At 75.4% G+C, this 19,984-nt stretch carries 15 protein-coding genes and 1 riboswitch; of the genes, 9 read left to right on the top strand and 6 right to left on the bottom strand.

Features of this window, described 5'->3' with window-relative positions:
- Positions 1 to 132: 132 nt before the first annotated feature.
- Positions 133 to 378: a hypothetical protein gene (locus ACFYML_RS13225; protein ID WP_073832723.1), complete on the bottom strand. Its 246-nt coding sequence runs from the start codon at positions 376 to 378 to the stop codon at positions 133 to 135.
- A gap of 98 nt (positions 379 to 476) precedes the next feature.
- Entirely contained in the window at positions 477 to 791 is a 315-nt protein-coding gene (locus ACFYML_RS13220) for a DMT family transporter (protein ID WP_387281312.1), read from the bottom strand.
- Between the two features lie 52 nt (positions 792 to 843).
- Positions 844 to 910, bottom strand: a riboswitch (guanidine-III (ykkC-III) riboswitch).
- A 92-nt stretch (positions 911 to 1,002) separates the two neighbouring features.
- Here ACFYML_RS13220 and ACFYML_RS13215 point away from each other — a divergent pair.
- From ACFYML_RS13215 to ACFYML_RS13185, 7 genes are all read left to right on the top strand, one after another.
- A complete protein-coding gene (locus ACFYML_RS13215; protein WP_387420784.1) occupies positions 1,003 to 1,926 on the top strand; it encodes an ornithine cyclodeaminase family protein in 924 nt (307 codons plus the stop codon).
- A gap of 80 nt (positions 1,927 to 2,006) precedes the next feature.
- A complete protein-coding gene (rimO, locus tag ACFYML_RS13210) occupies positions 2,007 to 3,500 on the top strand; it encodes a 30S ribosomal protein S12 methylthiotransferase RimO (RefSeq protein WP_387420782.1) in 1,494 nt (497 codons plus the stop codon).
- A 77-nt stretch (positions 3,501 to 3,577) separates the two neighbouring features.
- A complete protein-coding gene (gene pgsA / locus ACFYML_RS13205; protein ID WP_387420822.1) occupies positions 3,578 to 4,159 on the top strand; it encodes a CDP-diacylglycerol--glycerol-3-phosphate 3-phosphatidyltransferase in 582 nt (193 codons plus the stop codon).
- A 144-nt stretch (positions 4,160 to 4,303) separates the two neighbouring features.
- Positions 4,304 to 4,882, top strand: coding sequence for a CinA family protein (locus tag ACFYML_RS13200; RefSeq protein WP_387420781.1), 579 nt, complete (start codon positions 4,304 to 4,306; stop codon positions 4,880 to 4,882).
- Between the two features lie 208 nt (positions 4,883 to 5,090).
- Positions 5,091 to 5,540 carry a helix-turn-helix domain-containing protein gene (locus tag ACFYML_RS13195; protein ID WP_387420780.1) on the top strand — a complete coding sequence of 150 codons (450 nt, stop codon included), beginning with the start codon at positions 5,091 to 5,093 and terminating at the stop codon, positions 5,538 to 5,540.
- Positions 5,541 to 5,712: 172 nt separating this feature from the next.
- Positions 5,713 to 6,579 (top strand): PspA/IM30 family protein, encoded by an 867-nt coding sequence (locus tag ACFYML_RS13190; RefSeq protein WP_357433495.1) that lies wholly within the window; start codon positions 5,713 to 5,715, stop codon positions 6,577 to 6,579.
- A 16-nt stretch (positions 6,580 to 6,595) separates the two neighbouring features.
- Positions 6,596 to 7,375 (top strand): hypothetical protein, encoded by a 780-nt coding sequence (locus tag ACFYML_RS13185; protein WP_387420779.1) that lies wholly within the window; start codon positions 6,596 to 6,598, stop codon positions 7,373 to 7,375.
- A 79-nt stretch (positions 7,376 to 7,454) separates the two neighbouring features.
- Here ACFYML_RS13185 and ACFYML_RS13180 read toward each other — a convergent pair whose 3' ends face one another.
- The 3 genes from ACFYML_RS13180 to ACFYML_RS13170 all read right to left on the bottom strand — a co-directional run bounded on the left by ACFYML_RS13180 (position 7,455) and on the right by ACFYML_RS13170 (position 13,140).
- Entirely contained in the window at positions 7,455 to 11,129 is a 3,675-nt protein-coding gene (locus ACFYML_RS13180) for a hypothetical protein (protein ID WP_387420777.1), read from the bottom strand.
- A 250-nt stretch (positions 11,130 to 11,379) separates the two neighbouring features.
- Positions 11,380 to 12,186 carry a DNA-formamidopyrimidine glycosylase family protein gene (locus ACFYML_RS13175; RefSeq protein ID WP_387420774.1) on the bottom strand — a complete coding sequence of 269 codons (807 nt, stop codon included), beginning with the start codon at positions 12,184 to 12,186 and terminating at the stop codon, positions 11,380 to 11,382.
- A gap of 51 nt (positions 12,187 to 12,237) precedes the next feature.
- Complete coding sequence (locus ACFYML_RS13170; protein ID WP_387420773.1) at positions 12,238 to 13,140, bottom strand: S-adenosyl-l-methionine hydroxide adenosyltransferase family protein; 903 nt, start codon at positions 13,138 to 13,140, stop codon at positions 12,238 to 12,240.
- 263 nt (positions 13,141 to 13,403) lie between these two features.
- On the opposite strand from ACFYML_RS13170, the gene ACFYML_RS13165 reads away from it, so the two are divergent.
- On the top strand, positions 13,404 to 14,501 hold the full coding sequence (locus ACFYML_RS13165; protein ID WP_387420772.1) for a TIGR03118 family protein: 1,098 nt from the start codon (positions 13,404 to 13,406) through the stop codon (positions 14,499 to 14,501).
- Positions 14,502 to 14,665: 164 nt separating this feature from the next.
- Here ACFYML_RS13165 and ACFYML_RS13160 read toward each other — a convergent pair whose 3' ends face one another.
- Complete coding sequence (locus ACFYML_RS13160; RefSeq protein WP_387420820.1) at positions 14,666 to 19,306, bottom strand: DEAD/DEAH box helicase; 4,641 nt, start codon at positions 19,304 to 19,306, stop codon at positions 14,666 to 14,668.
- Positions 19,307 to 19,517: 211 nt separating this feature from the next.
- On the opposite strand from ACFYML_RS13160, the gene ACFYML_RS13155 reads away from it, so the two are divergent.
- A complete protein-coding gene (locus ACFYML_RS13155) occupies positions 19,518 to 19,904 on the top strand; it encodes a hypothetical protein (protein WP_073832625.1) in 387 nt (128 codons plus the stop codon).
- Positions 19,905 to 19,984 lie beyond the last annotated feature (80 nt).

Here is a 19,984-nt window from a genome sequence, read left to right as displayed (position 1 = left end):
AGGAGCGGGCGGGTCCCAGCCTGACTTTCCGCCATGCCGCCGGCGCCCCTGGCGGCGTCTCGTCTGCCGGCGGCAGCCGGCACGCGCGAGGGCCCGCCGGCCAGCCGGCGGGCCCTCAGCGTCTACGAAGGCTCAGGAGTTCAGGATCGCGTAGCCGATGATCATGCCGAGCACCGCGCCGACCACACTGGCAGCGGCGGCGTACCAGCCGAGCGGCTTGTCGCCCAGGACCGCGCCGACGATGCCGAGGATCAGCCCGACCAGGCCGAACAGCGGCGGCAGGAAGAAGATCGCGATGACCGCGAAGACGAACGCGAGAATGGTGCAGACGCGCGCCGCACTGCTGCGCGGGCGGGCGGTGGCGGGCATGTCAGCCATGGTGTCCTCCGTCAGATCGGTCCCTCGGGTGAGGTGACGGATGACTACCCCCTACCGGCCGGCCACCAAACCGGACGCCGGCACCGTTTCCGGGCCGCTCAGTGGAAGAGCTTGAGGCCGACCACGCCGGCGACCACCAGCAGCAGGCAGCCGATCCGGGGCAGGGTGGCCGGCTCGTGCAGCGCCAGCATGCCGACCAGTGCGGTGCCCACCGCCCCGATCCCCACCCAGACCGCGTAGCCGGTGCCGACCGGGATGTCGCGCAGGGCGTACGCCAGGCCGGCCATGCTCGCCACCAGCGAGACGCCGAAGACGAACGACGGGAGGGGGCGGCTGAAGCCGGCACTGCGGTCGAGGGCGATCGCCCAGACGGTCTCCAGGATTCCGGAGAGCACCAGCACGATCCAAGCCATGAGATCACCTCTGACGAGCGAGCCCGGCCACCGGGACCGGGACGGGGGCGGTCACGGGGCGTCTTGGCCTTACCGGGTACGCCACCACTCGTCCGGGGCGGCGCAGGGCCGCCGCAGCCGACCGTAGCACCGGCGCCGGCCACCGGCCGATGTGGTGACATAGCCCACCGTCGGTGGATCTCAAGTTAACTTCAGGTTGCACCATGTTCCCATGGCCCTGCTCTTCTCCGACGAGGACGTCGCCGCCGCGGTGGACGCGCCGCTCACCGTCGCCGCCATGCGGGACGCCCTGCTGGCCGCGTACGAGGGCCGGCTGATCGCCCCGCCCCGGGCGTCCGCCCCGCTGGGCGGCGGCCGGATGGTGCTCACCGCAGGTCACCTCACCGGCGAGTGGTACGGCTTCCGCTCGTACGACACCTTCGGCCACGCGGAGAGCGGGCAGTTGGTCGTGCTGCACGACGCGCGGACCGGGGCGGTGCGGGCGATCGCCGTCGGCGACGAGCTGGGCTCCCGGCGCACGGGTGGGCTGGGCGGGGTGGCCGTGGCCGCCCTGGCCCGCCCCGACGCGGCCACGGTCGGGGTGATCGGCTCCGGCCGCCAGGCGTGGACCCAGGTCTGGGCCACCGCCGCGGTTCGTCCGCTGCGCGAGGTGACCGTGCACAGCCGCTCGGCGGCCCGGCGCGAGGCGTTCGCCGCCCGGGTCCGGGCCGAGCTGGGCGTGCCGGCCCACGCGGTCGCCTCCGCCGCCGAAGCGGTCCGCGACCGGGACGTGGTGGTGCTCGCCACCACCAGCACCACGCCGGTGCTCGACGCCCGCGACCTCGCCCCGGGCACCCACGTCAACACGGTCGGCTTCAAGCAGGTCAACCGGCACGAGTTCGGCACCGACCTGCTGGACGCCGCCGACCTGCTGGTCACCGACTCGCCGGCGCAGGCCGCCGCGTACGTCCCGCCGATGCTCACCGCCGTCGAGCCGTACGCCGGCCGGCTGCGCGACCTGGGCGCGGTGCTGGCGGGGGCGGTCCCGGGCCGGACCGGCGCGGACCAGATCTCGGTCTTCTGCTCCACCGGCCTGGCCGGCACGGAGGTCTTCCTGCTCGACCGCCTGGCCCGGGTCGGCGCGGCGGCCCGCTGACGTCCGGGCGGCCGGGGGCGAGGCGGCTGATCCCGACGGCCCGCCGTCGCGGGGCCCCCGACCCGGCCCGGTACCCTCGGATGGTGTCTGCCACCTCCCCTGCCAACAGCCGTCGCGTCGCCCTGCTGACCCTGGGCTGCGCCCGTAACGAGGTCGACTCGGAGGAGTTGGCCGCGCGGCTGCACGCCGACGGCTGGCAGGTGACCACCGACGGCGAGGGCGCCGACGTGGTGGTCGTCAACACCTGCGGCTTCGTGGAGAAGGCCAAGCAGGACTCGATCCAGACGCTGCTCGCCGCCGCCGACACCGGCGCCAAGGTGGTGGCCGCCGGGTGCATGGCCGAGCGGTACGGCCGCGAGCTGGCCGACAGCCTGCCCGAGGCGCAGGCGGTGCTCAGCTTCGACGACTACCCGGAGATCTCCGCCCGGTTGAACGCGGTCGTGGCCGGCGAGGCGCTGGACGCGCACACCCCTCGCGACCGGCGGGAGCTGCTGCCGCTCACCCCGGTCAAGCGGCGCGACGCGGCGGTGTCGCTGCCCGGCCACGGCACCCCGACCCGGGCTCTCACGGCGACCGACGAGCACACTCCGGCCCACCTCCGGCAGGTGCTGCGGCACCGGCTCGACAGCGGGCCGGTTGCCTCGCTCAAGCTGGCCAGCGGCTGCGACCGCCGCTGCGCGTTCTGCGCCATTCCGGCGTTCCGCGGCGCGTTCGTCTCGCGTACCCCTGACGAGCTGCTCGCCGAGGCGGAGTGGCTGGCCAAGACCGGCGTCCGGGAGCTGGTGCTGGTCAGCGAGAACTCCACCTCGTACGGCAAGGACCTGGGCGACCCCCGGGCGTTGGAGAAGCTGCTGCCGCAGCTCGCCGCGATCGACGGGATCGTCCGGGTGCGGGCCAGCTACCTCCAGCCCGCCGAGACCCGGCCCGGCCTGGTCGAGGTGATCGCCACCACGCCCGGCGTGGCGCCGTACTTCGACCTGTCGTTCCAGCACTCCAGCGAGCCGGTGCTGCGCCGGATGCGCCGTTTCGGGTCCACCGACCGCTTCCTGGAACTGCTGGCCTCGGCCCGCGCGCTCGCCCCGGAGGCGGGCGCCCGGAGCAACTTCATCGTCGGTTTCCCGGGCGAGACCCGGCAGGACGTGGCCGAGCTGGTCCGGTTCCTGACCGACGCGCGGCTCGACGCGATCGGCGTGTTCGACTACAGCGACGAGGACGGCACCGAGGCCGCCGGCCTGCCCGGCAAGGTCTCCGCCGCCACCGTCAAGCGGCGGTACGACAAGCTCAGCGCGCTCGCCGACGAGCTCTGCTCGCAGCGGGCCGAGGAGCGGCTCGGCTCGACGGTCGAGGTGCTGGTCGACTCGGTCGCCGACGGTGTGGTCGAGGGGCGGGCGGCGCACCAGGCGCCCGAGGTGGACGGCTCGACCACCCTGGTCGCGCCGGTGGGCGGCGGGGTCGACCTGGCCGCGCTGCGCCCCGGCGACCTGGTCCGGGCCACGGTCACCGCGACCGAGGGCGTCGACCTGATCGCCGTACCGGATGAGATGATCTCGGCGGCGCCCGGCGCGGCACGGTGACGACGGGCCCGGACGGAGCGGGGGAGCCACGTGGTGCGGTGCCAGGTACGCCACGGCGGGCGGAGCGGGGCACGGCGATGACCGGGGCGGACCCGACCGTGGGTCGGGTGCCCCTGCTCAACGCGGCGAACGTGCTGACCGCGGTGCGGCTGATGCTGGTGCCGGTCTTCGCCGCCTCGGTGGTCGCCTCCGACTTCACGGACGCGGGTTGGCGGATGGCGGCCTGCCTGATCTTCGTGGTCGCCTCGGCGACGGACCTCGTGGACGGCTGGATCGCTCGTCGGTTCGCGCTGGTGACCTCGCTCGGCAAGGTCGCCGACCCGATCGCCGACAAGGCGCTCACCGGCGCCGCCCTCGTGCTGCTCTCCTGGTACGACAGGCTGCCCTGGTGGGTCACCGTGGTGATCCTGGTCCGGGAGTTGGGCATCACCGCGCTGCGCTTCTGGGTGATCCGGCGCGGGGTGATCGCGGCCAGTCGGGGCGGCAAGATCAAGACGGCGCTCCAGATCCTCGCCATCACCTGGTACCTCTGGCCGATGCCGGAGCCGCTGGCCGTCGTCGGCCCGTGGATCATGGGTGCCGCGGTCGTCGTCACCGTGCTGACCGGCTTCGACTACATCGCCCAGGCCCTCCGCCTCCGCCGCCGCCCCATCCCCTGACCGCGCCCGCCCCACCCCTCGCCAGGGTCGGCGATCATGAGTTCGTTGCCCCCCGGGACGGGCGTGTCATGGCGATGACTCCGTGATCGACGGATCGGTGGGGAGGATGAGTAGGCCGAGGTGGGGAGGGGAAGGGACTGGGGCATGGATGATCGGGATGCGCGGGGGGAACGCCCCGTCGGCAGTCCGGCGGCCGGGGTGGTGCACAGCCTGTCGGAGCGGCACGAGACGTTGGCCACCGTCGAGTCCCTCACCGGCGGCCTGCTCTCCGCCTCGATCGTGGAGATCGCCGGGGTGAGCGGGACGTACCGGGGCGGGCTGGTGGTCTACGCCACCGAGCTGAAGGCGCAGCTGGCGGGCGTACCCGAGGACCTGCTGGCGGAGCGGGGACCGGTCGATCCGGACGTGGCCGTGGCGCTCGCCGAGGGCGGGCGGCGCCGCTGCGGTGCCGACTGGGGGCTGGCCACGACCGGGGTGGCCGGGCCGGAACCGCAGGACGGCAAGCCGGTCGGCCTGGTGTACGTAGCGGTCGCCGGGCCCGGCGGCGCCCAGGTACGCCAGCTCGACCTCGACGGGGGCCGTGCGCACATCCGGTCGGCCGCGGTGATCGAGGCGCTGCGATTGCTCGCCGACCGGCTGCACGCCGCCAGCGAGCGGGCGGCCGAGGCCGCCGATGCCGGTCCGGCGGAGGCCGCCGACCGGGCCGGGGTGGGTCGTCGGTGAGCCGGACGCCCACCGCCCGGCCGAGGGCCGCCCGACCGGCCCGCGCGGCGGGGTCGGCGATTGAAGGGGCGGGGCGGGATGTCGCCGGGGCGGCTAACGGGTACGGTTGCGGGAAGGCTCCGACGGACGACGTCGGCGCCGGGGCGGTCCACCGCGTCCGGCGCGGTACGACCGGCCGGAGATGGTGGTCCCGTCAGGGGGAGGTGCGATGGTCCTGCTACGCCGGGTGATCGGTGACGCACTGCGGGCGCGCCGGCAGGGGCAGCACCGCACCCTCCGCGAGGTCTCCTCCGCCGCCAACGTGAGCCTCGGTTACCTCTCCGAGATCGAACGCGGCCAGAAGGAAGCCTCCAGCGAGCTGCTGGCCGCGATCTGCGACGCGCTCGGCGCCCGCCTGTCCGAGCTGCTCCGCGAGGTCAGCGACACGGTCGCCCTGGCCGAGCAGCTGCCGGGCGTGCTGGTGCCGGTGGCCGGCGAGCCGGTCGAGTCGACCCCGGTCGCCCCGCCCGCCGTCCGCAAGGCGACCAACCGGAGCGTCCGCCAGGTCGCCTCCGACGGGTCGGTCGCCGTCCAGGTCCGCCAGGACTCGCCGCTCAAGGCGACGCTGCGCAGCACCCGGGTCCGCCCCGCGGACCGGGACGTCGTCTGCGCCGCCTGATCCGCTCCGTCGCGCCATGGCCGCCGATGGCGGACGCCGCGTACTGTTGATCAGGGTCGTACGGGTGCCGCGCTGGCGTCGGACTGGGACGATGGAGGCTCACCGCGCGGCCCGCCGGTCGACCCGCCCGGCCGGGGAGGCGGCGCGACGCTACTGAGGGGACAACGCGGAGATGGCGAACCCGTTCGTCAAGGGTTGGAAATACCTGATGGCGCTCTTCGGCTCGAAGATCGACGAGCACGCCGACCCGAAGGTGCAGATCCAGCAGGCCATCGAGGAGGCCCAGCGGCAGCACCAGGCGCTGGTCCAGCAGGCGGCCGCGGTGATCGGCAACCAGCGCCAGCTCGAGATGAAGCTGTCCCGGCAGATGTCCGAGGTCGAGCAGTTCCAGGCCAACGCCCGGCAGGCCCTGGTCCTGGCCGACCAGGCCCGGGCCCGGGGCGACGAGGCCGAGGCGGGGCGGTACGAGCAGTCCGCGCAGCTGCTCGCCACCCAGTTGGTCTCCGCCGAGCAGGCCGCCGAGGACCTCAAGACGCTGCACGACCAGGCGCTCGGCGCGGCCGCGCAGGCCCGCAAGGCGGTCGAGAACAACTCGATGATCCTCCAGCAGAAGCTGGCCGAGCGGACCAAGCTGCTCAGCCAGCTCGAGCAGGCCAAGATGCAGGAGAGCGTGGCCCGCTCGCTGGAGTCCATGTCCGCGCTCACGGCGCCCGGCACCACCCCCTCCCTGGACGAGGTCCGCGACCGGATCGAGCGCCGGTACGCCACCGCGATGGGCCGGGCCGAGCTGGCCGGCAACTCCGTCGAGGGTCGGATGCTGGAGATCCAGAAGGCCACGCTCGACTCCGCCGGGACGGCGAGACTGGAGCAGATCCGGTCGAGCATGGCCGGCGAGCGGCTCACCGGCCGGCAGGAGTCCCCGGCGGTCGGGCAGCCGGCGGCCGCGCCCGCCGCCGACCCGGCCGCCGCCGCCCGGCTGGACCAGATCCGGGCCAGCATGAGCCGCGAGCACGGCGCCGGGGAGAGCACCACCGGCTGAGAGGCGGGGGAGACCGATGGCCGACGAGCGGAACCGACACTTCCGCCGGCTGCGCCGGTTGCGGCGCTCCGCCCGGCGGTGGAGCGTCCTGGCCGGCGGGCTCGGCGGCGCGGCGGCGGTGCTGACCCCGTACGCCGGGATCGGGCTGCCGGACGCCGTCTGGGCCGGTGCCGCGGGAAGCGCCATCGCCGTCGCCGCCTGGCGCTGGGCCGACCTCCGCGCGCTGGCCGCCGCGCCGGCACCGCCGGCCCTCGACCCGGCCGAGGCCGCCGCCCGCTCCCGCGCCCGGCTGGTCGCCGCCGTCGAGCGGCTGCCCGTCGGCCCGGGCGTCCTGTCCGAGGTACGCCGGGTCCGCTCCCGCCTGGCGCTGCGCGGCACCTCCGCGGCCAGGGCGTGGGCCCGGCTGGACCGGGCGGCACTGACCCTGGCCGGGATGACCGGGCGGCTGACCGGGCTGGCCGAGCCGGCGGTCCAGGAGGCCGCCGAGGCCGACCGCTCCCTGCGCGACCTGGCCAACCGGGTGGCCAGCGTGGAACGGGCCCTCAAGCTCGCCCCGGCCGAGGCCCACGGGTCGCTCGCCGAGGCGCACGGCACCCTGGCCGCCCAGCTCGAGAGCGGGGTCTCCGCGTACGAGCGGCTGGTGGTGGCCGCCGCCGGCTACGTCGCCGAGGACGCCCGGCCCAGCACCGAGCACCCGGCCGCCGCCCGCCTCACGGAGGCGACCGACCTGCTGCACGGCGTGGCCTCGGCCCTGGCCGAACTCCGCACCGCCCACCCCCCACTCCGCACCCCCTGACCGACCCGTGTTGATCAAGAAGTTTGCGTCCGGACCGCGAATTCCTGACGTAAACCTCTTGATCAACGCAGCGGAGTGGTCAGTCTGGGGTGGTGATGGGGATGGGGCCGGTCCAGGCGGACGTGCCGACGACGTTGAAGGACCTGATCCGGTAGTGGTAGGTGACGCCGCGGGCCAGCCCGGTGTTGGTGAACCCCCGGCCGGTGACGCTGAAGGCGGACAGTTCGCGGGTGAATCCGGGGTCGATCGCGCGCTGCACCACGAATCCGGACCCGGGCCCGGTGGGCGTGCTGGCGGACCAGCTCAGGATCACCGTGGCGGTGTCCGGGGCGGGTGCGGTCGCGGTGGCGCACACCCCGGTCGGCACTCCGGGCCGGGGCGGGGTGGTCACCGTCGCCACCGTGGACCAGGGTGAGGCGGCACCCAGGTAGGTGGTGCGTACCCGGTAGTAGTACGTGGTGTCCGGGGCGACCGCCGCGTCGAGGTGAGCGTCGCCGACCGCGATGGCGGTGGTGCCCGGCCCGCTGGTGAACGTCGGGTTGGTGGCCCGCTGCACGTCCACCCCCGTGGCGAAGGAGCGGTTGGCCCAGCGCAGCGCGACCCGCAGCGGTGCGGCCGGCGGCACCGCCGCGGTCAGCTTCGCCGGCGAGGTGAGCTGCACCGACGCCGGGACGCTGTTCGACCAGGCCGAGCAGCTGACCGCGTTCTCCGCCCGGATCCGGTAGTGGTAGGTGACCCCGGGCGTCACCGTCGCGTCGGTGTACCGGGTGGCGGTGGCCGCCACGGTGATCTCGGTGAGCCCGGCGGTGAACGTGGGGTCGGTGGCCCGCTGCAGCAGGTGACTGGTGGCCGGCGGGCGGCTGCCGTTGCCCGTCCAGGCGAGCGCGATGGCCGGCAGCACGGTGGCCGACCCGGGCGCCGGGGTGGCGGTCAGCCCGGTCGGCGCCTTGGGGGCGACCCGCACCACCAGGGGCCGGCTCATGCCCTGGTCGCGCAGCCCCGCCGACCGGGTCTGCCAGCGATACTCCCAGCCCAGGTTGACCAGCTGGTTGACCACGGTGGCGGGCCGCCCGTCGATCGGACTGACCGGGCTGCCGTCGAGCCGGACGCCGGCCGGCCGGGTGGGGTCGAGCAGCCGTACGCTGTCGCCGATCTTGAACGGCAGGCCGGGCAGGACCGGGCGCAGCGCCACGATCACGTCCTCCCGGGGGTTGACCCGGACGGTCTCCTTCCAGCCCAGCTCGTTGGGGTCGGGCGGGCGCAGCGTGCCGTCCCAGCCGACCCGGTTGACCAGTTGCAGGTCGCAGCCCTCGACGTGCAGTGGCTGGGTACCCAGGGCGTCCCCGACGATCCGCCACAACTGGGTGCCGTCGGCCGGGGCGCCCACCGGCACGGTGGGGTCGGTCGCGTACAGCACCTCGGTGGCCGGGTCGACCGGCCCGAGCGGCAGGGTGGCCGGGGCCAGCGGGCCGGCGTGCGGGTGGCCCACGCCGAGCCGCCCCACCGCCCGGCCGTGCCGGGGCTCGAACACCTGCCCGACCGACTTCACCGCCAACGGCAGGGTCACCGGGGTGACCGCGCCCACCGGGGTGAAGGTCACCGAGGTGGTGCGTGCCGGCACCAGCGTTTCCCGAGGCGTCAGCGTGCCGAAGGCGGCGTCGTACGCCGGCTGCGGCACGATCGGCGGCTGCTGGCTCTCCGCGTAGGCACCGGGCAGGCGGGCGGCCAGCCGGGCCAGGTCGTACGGTGGCGCCGGGGTGCCCGCCACCCGGAACTGGAGCAGGGTCCGGGTGTTCGGCCCGTAGCCGGGCTGGGCTGCGGGGAGGCCGCCGGTCGCGGTGCGGTCCGGGGCGTCGGTGTGGTGGTCGTACCGGGGGTCGAACCGGGGCAGCGGGGCCGGGCAGTCGTTGTAGAGGATCAGGGTGCTGCCCGGGGGGACGGCGGAGAAGTCCACCACCACGTCGGCCCGCTCGCCGGGGGCGAGCAGCAGGGTGTGCCCGTCCACGTTGAGCACGGTCGGATCCTGGCGGTCGTAGCGGTAGCCGATCGGCCGGTTCACCAGCACCACCGGGGCGGGCAGCAGGCCGCACTCGTTGCCGACCTGGATCAGGTCCGGGCCGGCGGCGCGCGGGTCGGGCACCCCACCGTCGCGCCCGTCGGTGGGCCAGTACGCCGGCCGCCCGGCCGCGTGGACCGCCTCGACCATCGGCACCTCCCCGGCCTCCGGCTCGGCCAGGTCGCCGTCCTCGGTCCACATCGGCTCGTCCGAGCACGCCCGGTAGAGCTGGAGGTGGAGGCTGCGGTCCGCGCAGGCGTTGAGGATCCGGAACCGGTACGCCCGCGGCGCCACCACCAGGTACGGGTAGGCCACCCCGTTCACCAGCGGGGTGTCCCCGTACGCCTCGGGGACGGCCGACGGGTGCGGCACGCCCGGTGCCAGCGGCGGTTCCTCCGGTTCGGCGACCGGGTCGTGGTGCGGGTTCGGCACCGGGGCGACCCACGGGCTGCCGCCGCCGTCCGGGTCGTGTGTCCACGGCCCGTAGTCCCAGCGGCCGGTGGGGTTGCTGCCGGTGCGGCGGTAGGGGTTCTGCCGTGGCTGGTAGACGTGCGGGTGCCAGAGGCTGCCCTTGGCGCCCCAACGGTCCCGGTCCCAGGTCGGGTCCTGGTCGGCGAGCTGCGCGTCGTCCGGTACGAACGTCTTGTCCTGGATCACCAGCGGCAGCTGCTCGGCGGGGAGCACCCCCTCGTCGACCAGCCGCTCCTCGGCCGGATCGGTGAGCAGGTAGGGGGCGAGCTGCCCGGAGTAGACGGTGAGCCGGGACAGGCCGAGCGTGTTGTCGTGCAGCCACATCAGCCGCCCGCTCTGCTCGTTCGGGAAGTAGAGCGTGGTGGCCCCGGCGCCCGGGGGCGGCATGTCCGGCACCGGGACGACCCCCACCCCGGTCGGGTACGGGGTGATCTCGCCGGCCGGGGTGACCCACTGCCACGGGTTGCCCGCGCTGATCCAGGCCGTCTGCGCGCCGGCCAGGTGCGGCACCGCCCGGTTCTGCGGGTACGGCGCCGGCCCGTCCCGCGGCCCGGTCCCGGCCCCGTCGACGGTCTCGTCGACCGGCAGGAAGAGCTCGCCGGCCCGCCCGGTCGGGAGCTGGTTGATGAACTTGATCCGCACCGGCCGGCCGCGGCGGGCCAGGATCAGCGGCCCGAGGTGCCAGGGCCGGTCCGGCGGGCTGACCGTGTTGTGCCCGGACGGGTCGGTGCCCAGGTTGAGCTGGCGATAGCCGCGCAGCCGGGTGGCGGGCAGGTCGCGGTGCAGGCGTTGCGCGTACTCCTGGAGCCCGATCTCGTAGTAGTCGCAGCCGGGCCAGCTGATGGTGTCCGGCACCGCCACCGGCAGCCGGGCGTCCAGCCCGGCGGTGGCCGGCGACGGCTCCAGCGACGGCTTCAGATCGCTGCGCGGCGTCATACGCGCCGAGCTGGAGTTGTCGAACGCGGGCAGCGGCAGCGCGTCGACGAACTTGCGGATGCCCGTTCCGGGTACCGGCCGGCCGGCCTGGTCGAGGGTCGGCAGCGGGCTGCCGGCGAAGTTCGGCACCGGGCCGAAGCAGCGGGGCACGGCGGCCGGGTCGAGGCTGGCCGGCGCCGGCCCGGTCTCCTCCTCGGCGAGCCGGGCGGCGGGCACGGTCGGCGTATTGTCCTCGACGGCCCGGACGGCACGGTCCGCCCAGCCCGGCCGGAATCTGCGGAACAGGGCCATGGCTCTCCCCGGGATCGGGGCGCGCCCGCCGCCACCGCGGCGTGGCGGGACGTACGCGCTGCTGACGATGGGTGAGCAGTCAACCGCAGCATGCGACGCCGAAGCCGGTGAGGGAAGTACCCAATCGTCCCAATCTCGGGCGATCTTGCCGGTTCGTGGAAGTTCCACGGGTCGGCCGTCGGCGTCACCGGTCGAAACGGATCTCGACCCGCCGGTTCCGAGCCCAACCCTCCGGGCCGTGGCGCGGAGGTCAGGGTCGGTCCGGCTGGCAGGCCGGGCACCAGTAGGTGACCCGCTCGCCCTGCTCCGCCTTGCGGATGGCGGCGCCGCAGCGCCGGCAGGGCTGGGCCCGCCGGCCGTACACGTAGCTGGTCTGCCCCCGGTGCAGCGAGCCGGTGGTGCTCTGCGTCCAGCGACCCCGATTCGCGGCGAGCAACCGCTGCGCGAGGGCGACCGTGCCGGCCAGGTCGGGCACCGCCCCGACCGGGGTCCACGGCGAGACCCCGCGCAGGAAGAGCACCTCACACTTGTAGAGGTTGCCCACCCCGGCCAGGTTGCGCTGGTCCAGCAGCGCCTCGCCGATGCTCTCGTCCGGGTGGGCGACCAGCCGGCGGACCGCCTCGTCGGGGTCCCAGTCCGGGCCGAGCAGGTCCGGCCCCAGGTGGCCGACCAGCGACTCCTCCGCCGCGGTCGGGATGAGCGCCAGCTCGTGCAGGTGGTAGCCGACGGCGACCGCGCCGGGGGAGCGGAGCACCGCCCGGATCAGGTGCCCCGGCCGGGCCGCCCACCGCTCGCCCGGGGCGTACGCCCGCCAGGCGCCGTCCATTCGCAGGTGCGAGTGCAGGGTCCAGTCCCGCCCGCCCTCGGGGTGCCCGTCGGGAGCGGTGAGCCGGAGCAGCAGATGCTTGCCCCGGCTGGCCGACTCCCGGACGGTCCAGCCGGTCAGGTCGGTTGCGGCGAGCTGCGGCACCCGGAAGTCGGAGCCGGTGAGCCGGGTGCCGGCCAGGGCGCGCTGGAGGACGCGGGCGGTGTTCCAGACGGTGTCACCTTCGGGCACCTCCCCATCCTCCCTCGCCCCGCCCGGGCCCGCACCGGCCCGGACCGGGGCTCAGCCGCGGGTCACCGTCACCACGTCCCCGGGGCGTACGCCGAGCCGGTCCACCGCCCGGCCCGTGTTGACCGCGACGGCGAGCAGGCCGGCGGAGTCCGGGTACACCACCAGCTCCCCGACCGGGGCGTCGGCGAAGGTGCGCCCGCGCACCGCGAGGGCTCCCGTGACGGCCTCGGCGACGGCCTCAGGTCGCGGGGCGGCGTCAGACGCGCCGAGCTGAGGCTGTCGTCGCGGCGCGGCGTCAGGCGCGCCGAGCTGGCGTGGTCGGTCGGCCCGGCCGGTCACCCGGACCCGGTCCGGCAGCCCGTCGAGGAGGTCGGCCGGGGCGGCGAGCTGGACGTTGCCGAAGTGGTCGACGGTGAGCACCTCGGCGGCGAACCCGTCGGCGGTGCGGTGGAGCACCGGTGCGGGCAGCCGGACCAGCGTCGCCGGGTCCAGCGCCGGGCCGGCCTCGGCGAGCGGTGCGCCGAGCGCGAGGCGGGCGGCGACCGGCGCGAAGACGTCCCGGCCGTGGAAGGTGCGGGAGACCGCGGGAGCGAGCCACGCCGGGTTGGTCAGTTCGACCGCGGCGGCGATTCCGCCGAGCGCCGCGGCGGCGTCGAGCAGCAGGCCGTTGTCCGGCCCGACGAGCAGCCCGTTCGGGGTGGCCAGGCCGATCGCCCGACGTGCGGTGCCGACGCCCGGGTCGACCACCGCCACGTGCACCCCCTCGGGCAGGTACGGCACGGTCTGCGCCAGCACCACCGCGCCCCGGCGGACGTCCGCCGGTGGCACCAGGTGGGTCACATCGATCACCCGGGCGGCCGGGGCGAGTCGGGCGAGGACCCCGTGGCACGCCGCCACGAACCCGTCAAGGAGACCGTAGTCGGTGGTCAGCGAGATGCAGGTGGGCCGGGACATGCGGGAAAGGCTATCCGGCGGGCCGGTGGCAGCCGAACAGCCGACGCTGCCCCTATCGGGTGGAATGTGACAATCTTTCGCCAAACTGGCGATCAGCTCCCGATCGGCGTGGAAGGGTCGCTATGGGCGTCCGAGACTCGGTACCGCCGAGGGCTCCACGAATTTCCCACGGGCCGAGCCGATTGACGCCCACGCCTGCGCCTGCGGCGTCACCCGACCCTTCTCGCGGGCGCTGGTCCTGTCACTCGATCGAGAGGAGCAGCATGGCGACGAGGATGGCGCGGCTGGTGACCGCCGGGGCGGTGGCCGCGGCCACCGCCGTCGGTAGCCCGGCGTGGGCCCACGACGGCGGCCATGAGAGGCACCGGACGCCCGAGTTCGACGTGCTCAACCAGGTCTCGGACCAGGCGTTGAAGCAGGATTCCCGAAGACCACCGCTCGTGGATCCGAACGCGGTCAACACCTGGGGCCTGGCCCTGGGGCCGGACACGCCGTTGTGGGTGGCCAACAACGGCACCGACACGGCCACCGTCTACAGCGGCGGGGTGGACGGCGCGCCCGTCAACAAGGTCAACATCACGGTCAGCGTGCCCGGTGGGCCGACCGGCGCCGTGTTCAACGACACGGACGGCTTCGCGGTGCCGGACGGGGGTGGCAATGCGCCCGCCAGGTTCATCTTCGTCACCGAGAGCGGCGACGTCATCGCGTGGAACCAGAAGGCGGGCGCCAATGGAGTCGCCGTCGCGCACGGGGAGGAGGGTGCGGTCTACAAGGGAGCGACCCTGCTGCATACGGACTCCGGCAACTTCCTGCTCGCCGCCGACTTCCACAACGCGCGGATCGACGTGTTCGACGAGGACTTCGACAAGGTCGACCTTTCGGACCGCCGGTTTCAGGACCGGGACCTGCCGGAAGGCTTCGCGCCGTTCAACGTGTTCGCGGTCGGGGAGGCGGTCTACGTCAGCTACGCCAAGCAGGACGCGGCGGCCCACGACGACGTGCCCGGTGAGGGGCTCGGCTTCGTGGACCTCTTCACCGACTTCGGTCGGCGCGTGTGCCGGGTCGCCAGCAGGGGGACGCTCAACGCGCCGTGGGGCATGGCCATCGCGCCGAAGAGCTTCGGCCGGTTCGCCGGTGACCTGCTGGTGGGCAACTTCGGCGACGGCAAGATCAACGTGTTTGACGGGAACGAGTTCGAGGGCCTGCTGCGGGACGACGACGGCGACGTCATCACGATCGACGGTCTCTGGGCGCTGCTGCCCGGGACCGAGCAGACCGGCGGCGAGGGAACCCTCTGGTTCAGCTCGGGGCCGGACGACGAGCAGCACGGCCTGGTGGGTCAGCTGATCCGGGCGAACTGACGGCCGGCTGTCCGCTGCCGCGCCCCCGGGGACCACCCCGGGGGCGCGACGCCGTTCGCGCGCCCGTGCGGCTCGCCGCCGGACGCCGGCCGCTGGACGCCGGGCCTCGGACGCCGGGCCTCGGACGCCGGGCGGCGGCCGGGCTTCGGCGGGAGGCGCGAGGGTCAGCCGCGTAGGCGCAGGCCGCGCGGGGTGGCTCGGAAGCCGGCGGCGGTCAGCGCGTCGCGCAGCGGCGAGGAGTGCACCGCCTCGCCGTCGGCGCGTTCCACCGAGATGGCGCCGAGGGCGCCGGAGTGCACCGCGTCGGCGAGCGCCTTGCCCGCCGCGGCGAGCAGGTCGACGTCGTCGGTGAACGACAGCAGGGTCCGCCCGCCCCGCTCCACGTAGAGCACCGGCTCCCCGCCGACCAGCACGACCAGCGCGCCGGCCTTGCGTCCGGCCCGGTGCCCGGTGGCCGGCGTCGTGCCGTCGCCGGAGTCGACCACCCGTTCCGGCCACGGCAGCGCCGCGCCGTACGGGTTGGCCGGGTCGGTGGCGGCGAGCACCAGGGTCGGCCCGCCCGGGCCACGGGCGCCGTCGGCCGGGTCGGCCAGGGCGCGGATCCGGTCCACCGCCCCGGGCACCGCGAACTGGGCCGCGCCCAGCCCTTCCACGAAGTAGCCCCGGCGCGCGGCGCCGCGTTCCTCCAACGCGGACAGCACCGGGTAGACCGCGGCGAAGCCGCCGGTGACCTGCTCGGCCATGACCGCGCCCCGGGTGACCACGCCGTGCCGTTCCAGCAGCAGGTCGGCGAGGGCGGCGGCCCGGCGGGTCGGGTCGAGGTCGCGATCGGGCAGCCGGGACCAGCGGCCGGCGACGGTGGGCGGGCCGCCGCGGCTGGGCAGCGCCACCCGGCCCGGCCGGCGGTAGCGGGTGCGCGGCGCGGACGGCCGGGACCGGTGCGCGCCGCCCCCGCCGAGCACCGCCCGCAGCGGGGCGAGCGTGTCGTTGGTGAGGTGCCCGGCCCAGACGAGATCCCAGATCGCCGCCGCCAGCGCGGCGTCGTCGGTCGAGCCGATCCGGTCGGACAGGGAACGGAAGAAGAGCGCCTGCCCGTCGGCGAGCGCGCCCAGCACCGCCTCGTGCAGCGGGGTGCGGGTCAGCGCCTCGTCCGGTGGCGGGAGCAGCAGCGGCGCGGCGTCCGCGTACGCCAGGGTGATCCAGCCGTCGCCGCCGGAGATCGCCCCGGACCCGGCCCACACCACCTCCCCGCTGGCGCAGAGCTCGTCGAGCTGGGCCGGGGAGTAGTCGGCGACCCGGGCGGGCAGCACCAGCCGTTCCAGCGCCGACGCCGGCACCGCGGCACCCTGCAGCTGCTCCACGGTGGCGGCGACCGCCTCCACACCCCGAGCCGACGAACCGACCTGCTGCCAGCGGGGCAGGAACGCGGCGAGGGCGCGCGGCGGCACCGGCTCGATCTCCCGCCGCAGCGCCGCGAGGGACCGCCGGCGCAGCAGCCGCAGCACCTCGGCGTCGCACCACTGGCTGCCGACGCTGTCCGGGGCGAACTCGCCGGAGACCACCCGCCCGGTGGCGGCGAGCCGGCGCAGCGCCTGCTCGACCACGAACACCCCGAGCCCGAACCGGGCGGCGCAGGTGGCCGCCGCGAACGGGCCGTGGGTCTTCGCGTACCGGGCGACCAGGTCACCGAGCGGGTCGGCCACCGGCGCGAGGTATGCCTCGGCCACCCCGACCGGCAGTGCCACGCCGAGCGCGTCCCGCAGCCGGGCCGCGTCCTCCACGCCCACCCAGCGTTCCTCGCCGGCGATCCGGACCCGCAGCACCCGCCGGGCCGCCGCCAGCTCGTCCAGCCAACCGGCGGGTACGCCCCGCTCGGCCAGCTCGACGTCGCTCAGATCGCCGACCACCCGGAGCAGCTCCACCACGTCCTCGGCGTCGCGGGGGCGGCGTTGCTCGGTGCGCCAGCGCAGCTGCCGCTCGGTCTCGGCGAGCACCGCCGGGTCGAGCAGCTCCCGCAGGTCGACCCGGCCGAGCAGCTCGCCGAGGAGCCCGGAGTCGAGGGCGAGGGCGGCGGCCCGGCGTTCGGCGAGCGGCGCGTCGCCCTCGTAGAGGAACGCGCCGACGTATCCGAAGAGCAGCGAGCGGGCGAACGGCGACGGGCGCTCGGACGCCACCTCGACCAGGCGTACCTTGCGGGCCGCCAGGTCGCGCATCAGCTCGGCGAGCGCCGGCTGGTCGAAGACGTCCTGCAGGCACTCCCGGGCAGCCTCCAGGGTGACCGGGAAGTCGGCGTACTCCCGGGCGACGTCGAGCAGCTGGGCGGCCCGCTGGCGCTGCTGCCAGAGCGGCTGCCGGCGGCGCGGGTCGCGGCGGGGCAGCAGCAGCGACCGGGCCGCGCACTCGCGGAAGCGGGCGGCGAAGAGCGCCGAGGTGCCGACGGACTCCTCGACGAGCTGGGCGATCTCGTCGGGCTCGAAGACCACCACGTCGGCGCCGGGCGGCTCGTCGGCGGTGTCCGGCAGCCGCACCACGATGCCGTCGTCGGCGGGCATCACCTGGGCGTCCACCCCGTACCGCTCGGCGAGCCGGCGGCCGATGGCGAGCGCCCAGGGGCCGTTGACCCGGGCGCCGAGCACCGAGTGCACGGCCAGCCGCCAGTCGCCCAGCTCGTCGCGGAACCGCTCGACCACCACCGTCCGGTCGTCGGGCAGCGCCCGGGTGGCCTCCTTCTGCTCCCGCAGGTACGCCATCAGGTTGCCGGCGGCCCAGTCGTCCAGCCCGCCCGCGCGCAGTGCGGCGACGGCGTCGGAGTCGCTCTGCCGCAGCAGCGCCCGCACCCGGGCGCCGATCGCCCGGCCCAGCTCGACCGGGCGGCCGAGCTGGTCGCCCTTCCAGAACGGCATCCGGGCGGCCTGCCCGGGGGCGGGGGAGACCAGAACCCGGTCGGGGGTGATCTCCTCGATCCGCCAGGACGACGAGCCGAGCAGGAAGACGTCGCCGACCCGGGACTCGTAGACCATCTCCTCGTCCAGCTCGCCGACCCGGGCGGCCCGTTCGGCGCCGGCCAGGAAGACCCCGAACAGCCCCCGGTCGGGGATGGTGCCGCCGCTGGTCACCGCGAGCCGCTGGGCGCCGGGCCGGCCGGTGAGCACGTCGGTGGCCCGGTCCCAGACCAGCCGGGGCCGCAGCTCGGCGAAGGCGGTCGACGGGTAGCGCCCGGAGAGCATGTCGAGCACGGCGTGCAGCGCCGAGTCGGGCAGCTCGGCGAAGGGGGCTGCCCGGCGGACCAGCACGGCCAGGTCGTCGAGCCGCCACGGCTCCAGGGCCACCATCGCCACGATCTGCTGGGCCAGCACGTCCAGCGGGTTGCGCGGGTAGTGCAGTTCCTCGATCGCGCCCTCGGCCATCCGCTCGGCGACCACGGTGCAGGAGAGCAGGTCGCCGCGGTGCTTCGGGAAGACCACGCCCCGGGAGACCGCGCCGACCTGGTGCCCGGCCCGGCCGACCCGTTGCAGGCCGGCGGCGACGCTCGGCGGGGCCTCGATCTGCACCACCAGATCGACCGCGCCCATGTCGATGCCCAGCTCCAGGCTGGAGGTGGCGACCACGGCGGGGAGCTGCCCGGACTTGAGCGCCTCCTCGATCTGCTTGCGCTCCTCGCGGGAGACGCTGCCGTGGTGGGCCCGGGCGATCACCGGTGGCGCGCCCGCCGCCGCCCCCGACTGCGCCATCACCTCGGCCGGCTGCCGGGGCGCGCGCAGCGGCCCGCGCCGCGGACCGCCGTCGGCGGCCGCCGGGCCGTCGTCCCACCCCGGCCGATCGGGTACGCCCACCGGCCCGCCGCCCTGCGCCACGTGGCCGCCGCCCGGGGCGCCTGCCGCCGCCAGCTCCTCGGCGGCCAGCTCGTTGAGCCGGGCGCAGAGCCGTTCGGCGCTGCGCCGGGAGTTGGTGAAGACGATGGTCGACCGGTGCGACCGGACCAACGAGAAGACGCGTTCCTCGACGGCCGGCCAGATCGACGGCCGGCGCGGGCCGGGGCCGCCGAGATCGTCCTCCGGCGGCTCCTGCTCGTCGAGGCGGGTCAGGTCCTCCACCGGCACCTGCACGCTGACCTCGATGGTCTTGCTGCTGGCCGGCTGCACCACGTCGACCGGGCGGGCCCCGCCGAGGAAGTGGGCGCAGCCGTCGACCGGCCGGACGGTGGCGGACAGGCCGATCCGCTGTGCCGGCGCCTCCAGCAGCGCGTCGAGGCGTTCCAGGGAGAGCGCCAGGTGGGCGCCGCGCTTGGTGCCGGCGACCGCGTGCACCTCGTCGACGATGACCGTCCGTACGCCGCGCAGCGAGTCCCGGGCGGCGGAGGTGAGCAGCAGGAACAGCGACTCCGGCGTGGTGATCAGGATGTCCGGCGGGGTACGCGCGAAGGACCGGCGCTCGTCGGCCGGCGTGTCGCCGGTGCGCATGCCGACGGTGATCTCCGGCGGGGCGAGACCGAGCCGGGTGGCGGCCTGCCGGATGCCGGCCAGCGGGGCGCGGAGGTTGCGTTCCACGTCGACGGCGAGCGCCTTGAGCGGGCTGACGTAGAGCACCCGGCAGCGCTGCCGGGGCTCGGCCGGCAGCGGCTCCTTGGCCAGCCGGTCCAGTGACCAGAGGAACGCGGCCAGGGTCTTGCCGGAGCCGGTCGGGGCGACGACCAGGGCGTTGCGCCCGGCCGCGACCGATCGCCAGGCGCCGGCCTGGGCGGCGGTGGGTTGCGCGAAGGCGGCGGTGAACCACTCCCGGGTCGCCGCGCCGAAATCCGCCAGCATCGCCGCGTCCCCGCCGGTCACCTTGTCCGCCACGCTCCCATCCTGCCTCGCGGATGTGACATTCGGCCCGCGGCGAACGCTGTTCTGTCCGGCTCAGCCGCTTACGCGGCGGATGTGGCGTTGCATGCGTTAAGTCTTACTTAACTGCTTGCTCGCGCCGCGCAACATAAAGTAACTTCACTCGCAACGCAGCGTGGGGTGGAGGGCTTGGATGACCGTCGAGGAGCGAGACTCCGGGCCCGGGACCGACGTGCTGATCCGCAAGGTCGACGGCCACCTCGCCGCGCTCCGCGCCGGGCTGCACGGCCCCGAGCTGGAGCTCGCCGAGGAGCTCGCCCGGTGCCTGCGCGAGCTGGTCGTCGCCACCGCCCACTCCAGCGCCGCCGACCGGGCCCTGGTCCGCGCCGCTGTGCACTACTTCGTCCTTCGCCGGGAGAGCCGCGGCAAGCTGCTGCCGGTGCGCTCCCTGGCCGCCGCGCAGCGGGTGGTCAACAAGGCGGTCCGCCAGCTCGGCCGCCCGGACCTGCTGGTGGAGACCCGCCGGGACCGCCCCGCCCGGTCGCCGGCGGTCCCCGCCGGCGACCCCGCCCTCCGCTGACCGCCCCGTCCACCCCGCCCACCGCCCGGCCCACCCAGCGGCGGAGCCCAGCCGGCGGCGAGCAGCGCGCGCACGGGGGC

It is taken from the genome of Micromonospora sp. NPDC007230 (assembly GCF_042869115.1).
Classification (GTDB): Bacteria; Actinomycetota; Actinomycetes; order Mycobacteriales; family Micromonosporaceae; genus Micromonospora.
Note: the sequence above shows the minus strand (reverse complement) of the source record. Positions and strands in the feature narration are given on the sequence as shown.

Excerpts from the sequence above, each read along its gene's own strand:
- ACFYML_RS13195 (WP_387420780.1), top strand. The coding sequence starts at position 5,091 with ATGGTCCTGCTACGCCGGGTGATCGGTGACGCACTGCGGGCGCGCCGG.
- ACFYML_RS13220 (WP_387281312.1), bottom strand. The coding sequence starts at position 791 with ATGGCTTGGATCGTGCTGGTGCTCTCCGGAATCCTGGAGACCGTCTGG.
- ACFYML_RS13155 (WP_073832625.1), top strand. The coding sequence starts at position 19,518 with ATGACCGTCGAGGAGCGAGACTCCGGGCCCGGGACCGACGTGCTGATC.
- ACFYML_RS13225 (WP_073832723.1), bottom strand. The coding sequence starts at position 378 with ATGGCTGACATGCCCGCCACCGCCCGCCCGCGCAGCAGTGCGGCGCGC.
- ACFYML_RS13165 (WP_387420772.1), top strand. The coding sequence starts at position 13,404 with ATGGCGACGAGGATGGCGCGGCTGGTGACCGCCGGGGCGGTGGCCGCG.
- ACFYML_RS13180 (WP_387420777.1), bottom strand. The coding sequence starts at position 11,129 with ATGGCCCTGTTCCGCAGATTCCGGCCGGGCTGGGCGGACCGTGCCGTC.
- pgsA (WP_387420822.1), top strand. The coding sequence starts at position 3,578 with ATGACCGGGGCGGACCCGACCGTGGGTCGGGTGCCCCTGCTCAACGCG.
- ACFYML_RS13160 (WP_387420820.1), bottom strand. The coding sequence starts at position 19,306 with ATGCTGGCGGATTTCGGCGCGGCGACCCGGGAGTGGTTCACCGCCGCC.
- ACFYML_RS13170 (WP_387420773.1), bottom strand. The coding sequence starts at position 13,140 with ATGTCCCGGCCCACCTGCATCTCGCTGACCACCGACTACGGTCTCCTT.
- ACFYML_RS13190 (WP_357433495.1), top strand. The coding sequence starts at position 5,713 with ATGGCGAACCCGTTCGTCAAGGGTTGGAAATACCTGATGGCGCTCTTC.
- rimO (WP_387420782.1), top strand. The coding sequence starts at position 2,007 with ATGGTGTCTGCCACCTCCCCTGCCAACAGCCGTCGCGTCGCCCTGCTG.
- ACFYML_RS13185 (WP_387420779.1), top strand. The coding sequence starts at position 6,596 with ATGGCCGACGAGCGGAACCGACACTTCCGCCGGCTGCGCCGGTTGCGG.
- ACFYML_RS13200 (WP_387420781.1), top strand. The coding sequence starts at position 4,304 with ATGGATGATCGGGATGCGCGGGGGGAACGCCCCGTCGGCAGTCCGGCG.
- ACFYML_RS13215 (WP_387420784.1), top strand. The coding sequence starts at position 1,003 with ATGGCCCTGCTCTTCTCCGACGAGGACGTCGCCGCCGCGGTGGACGCG.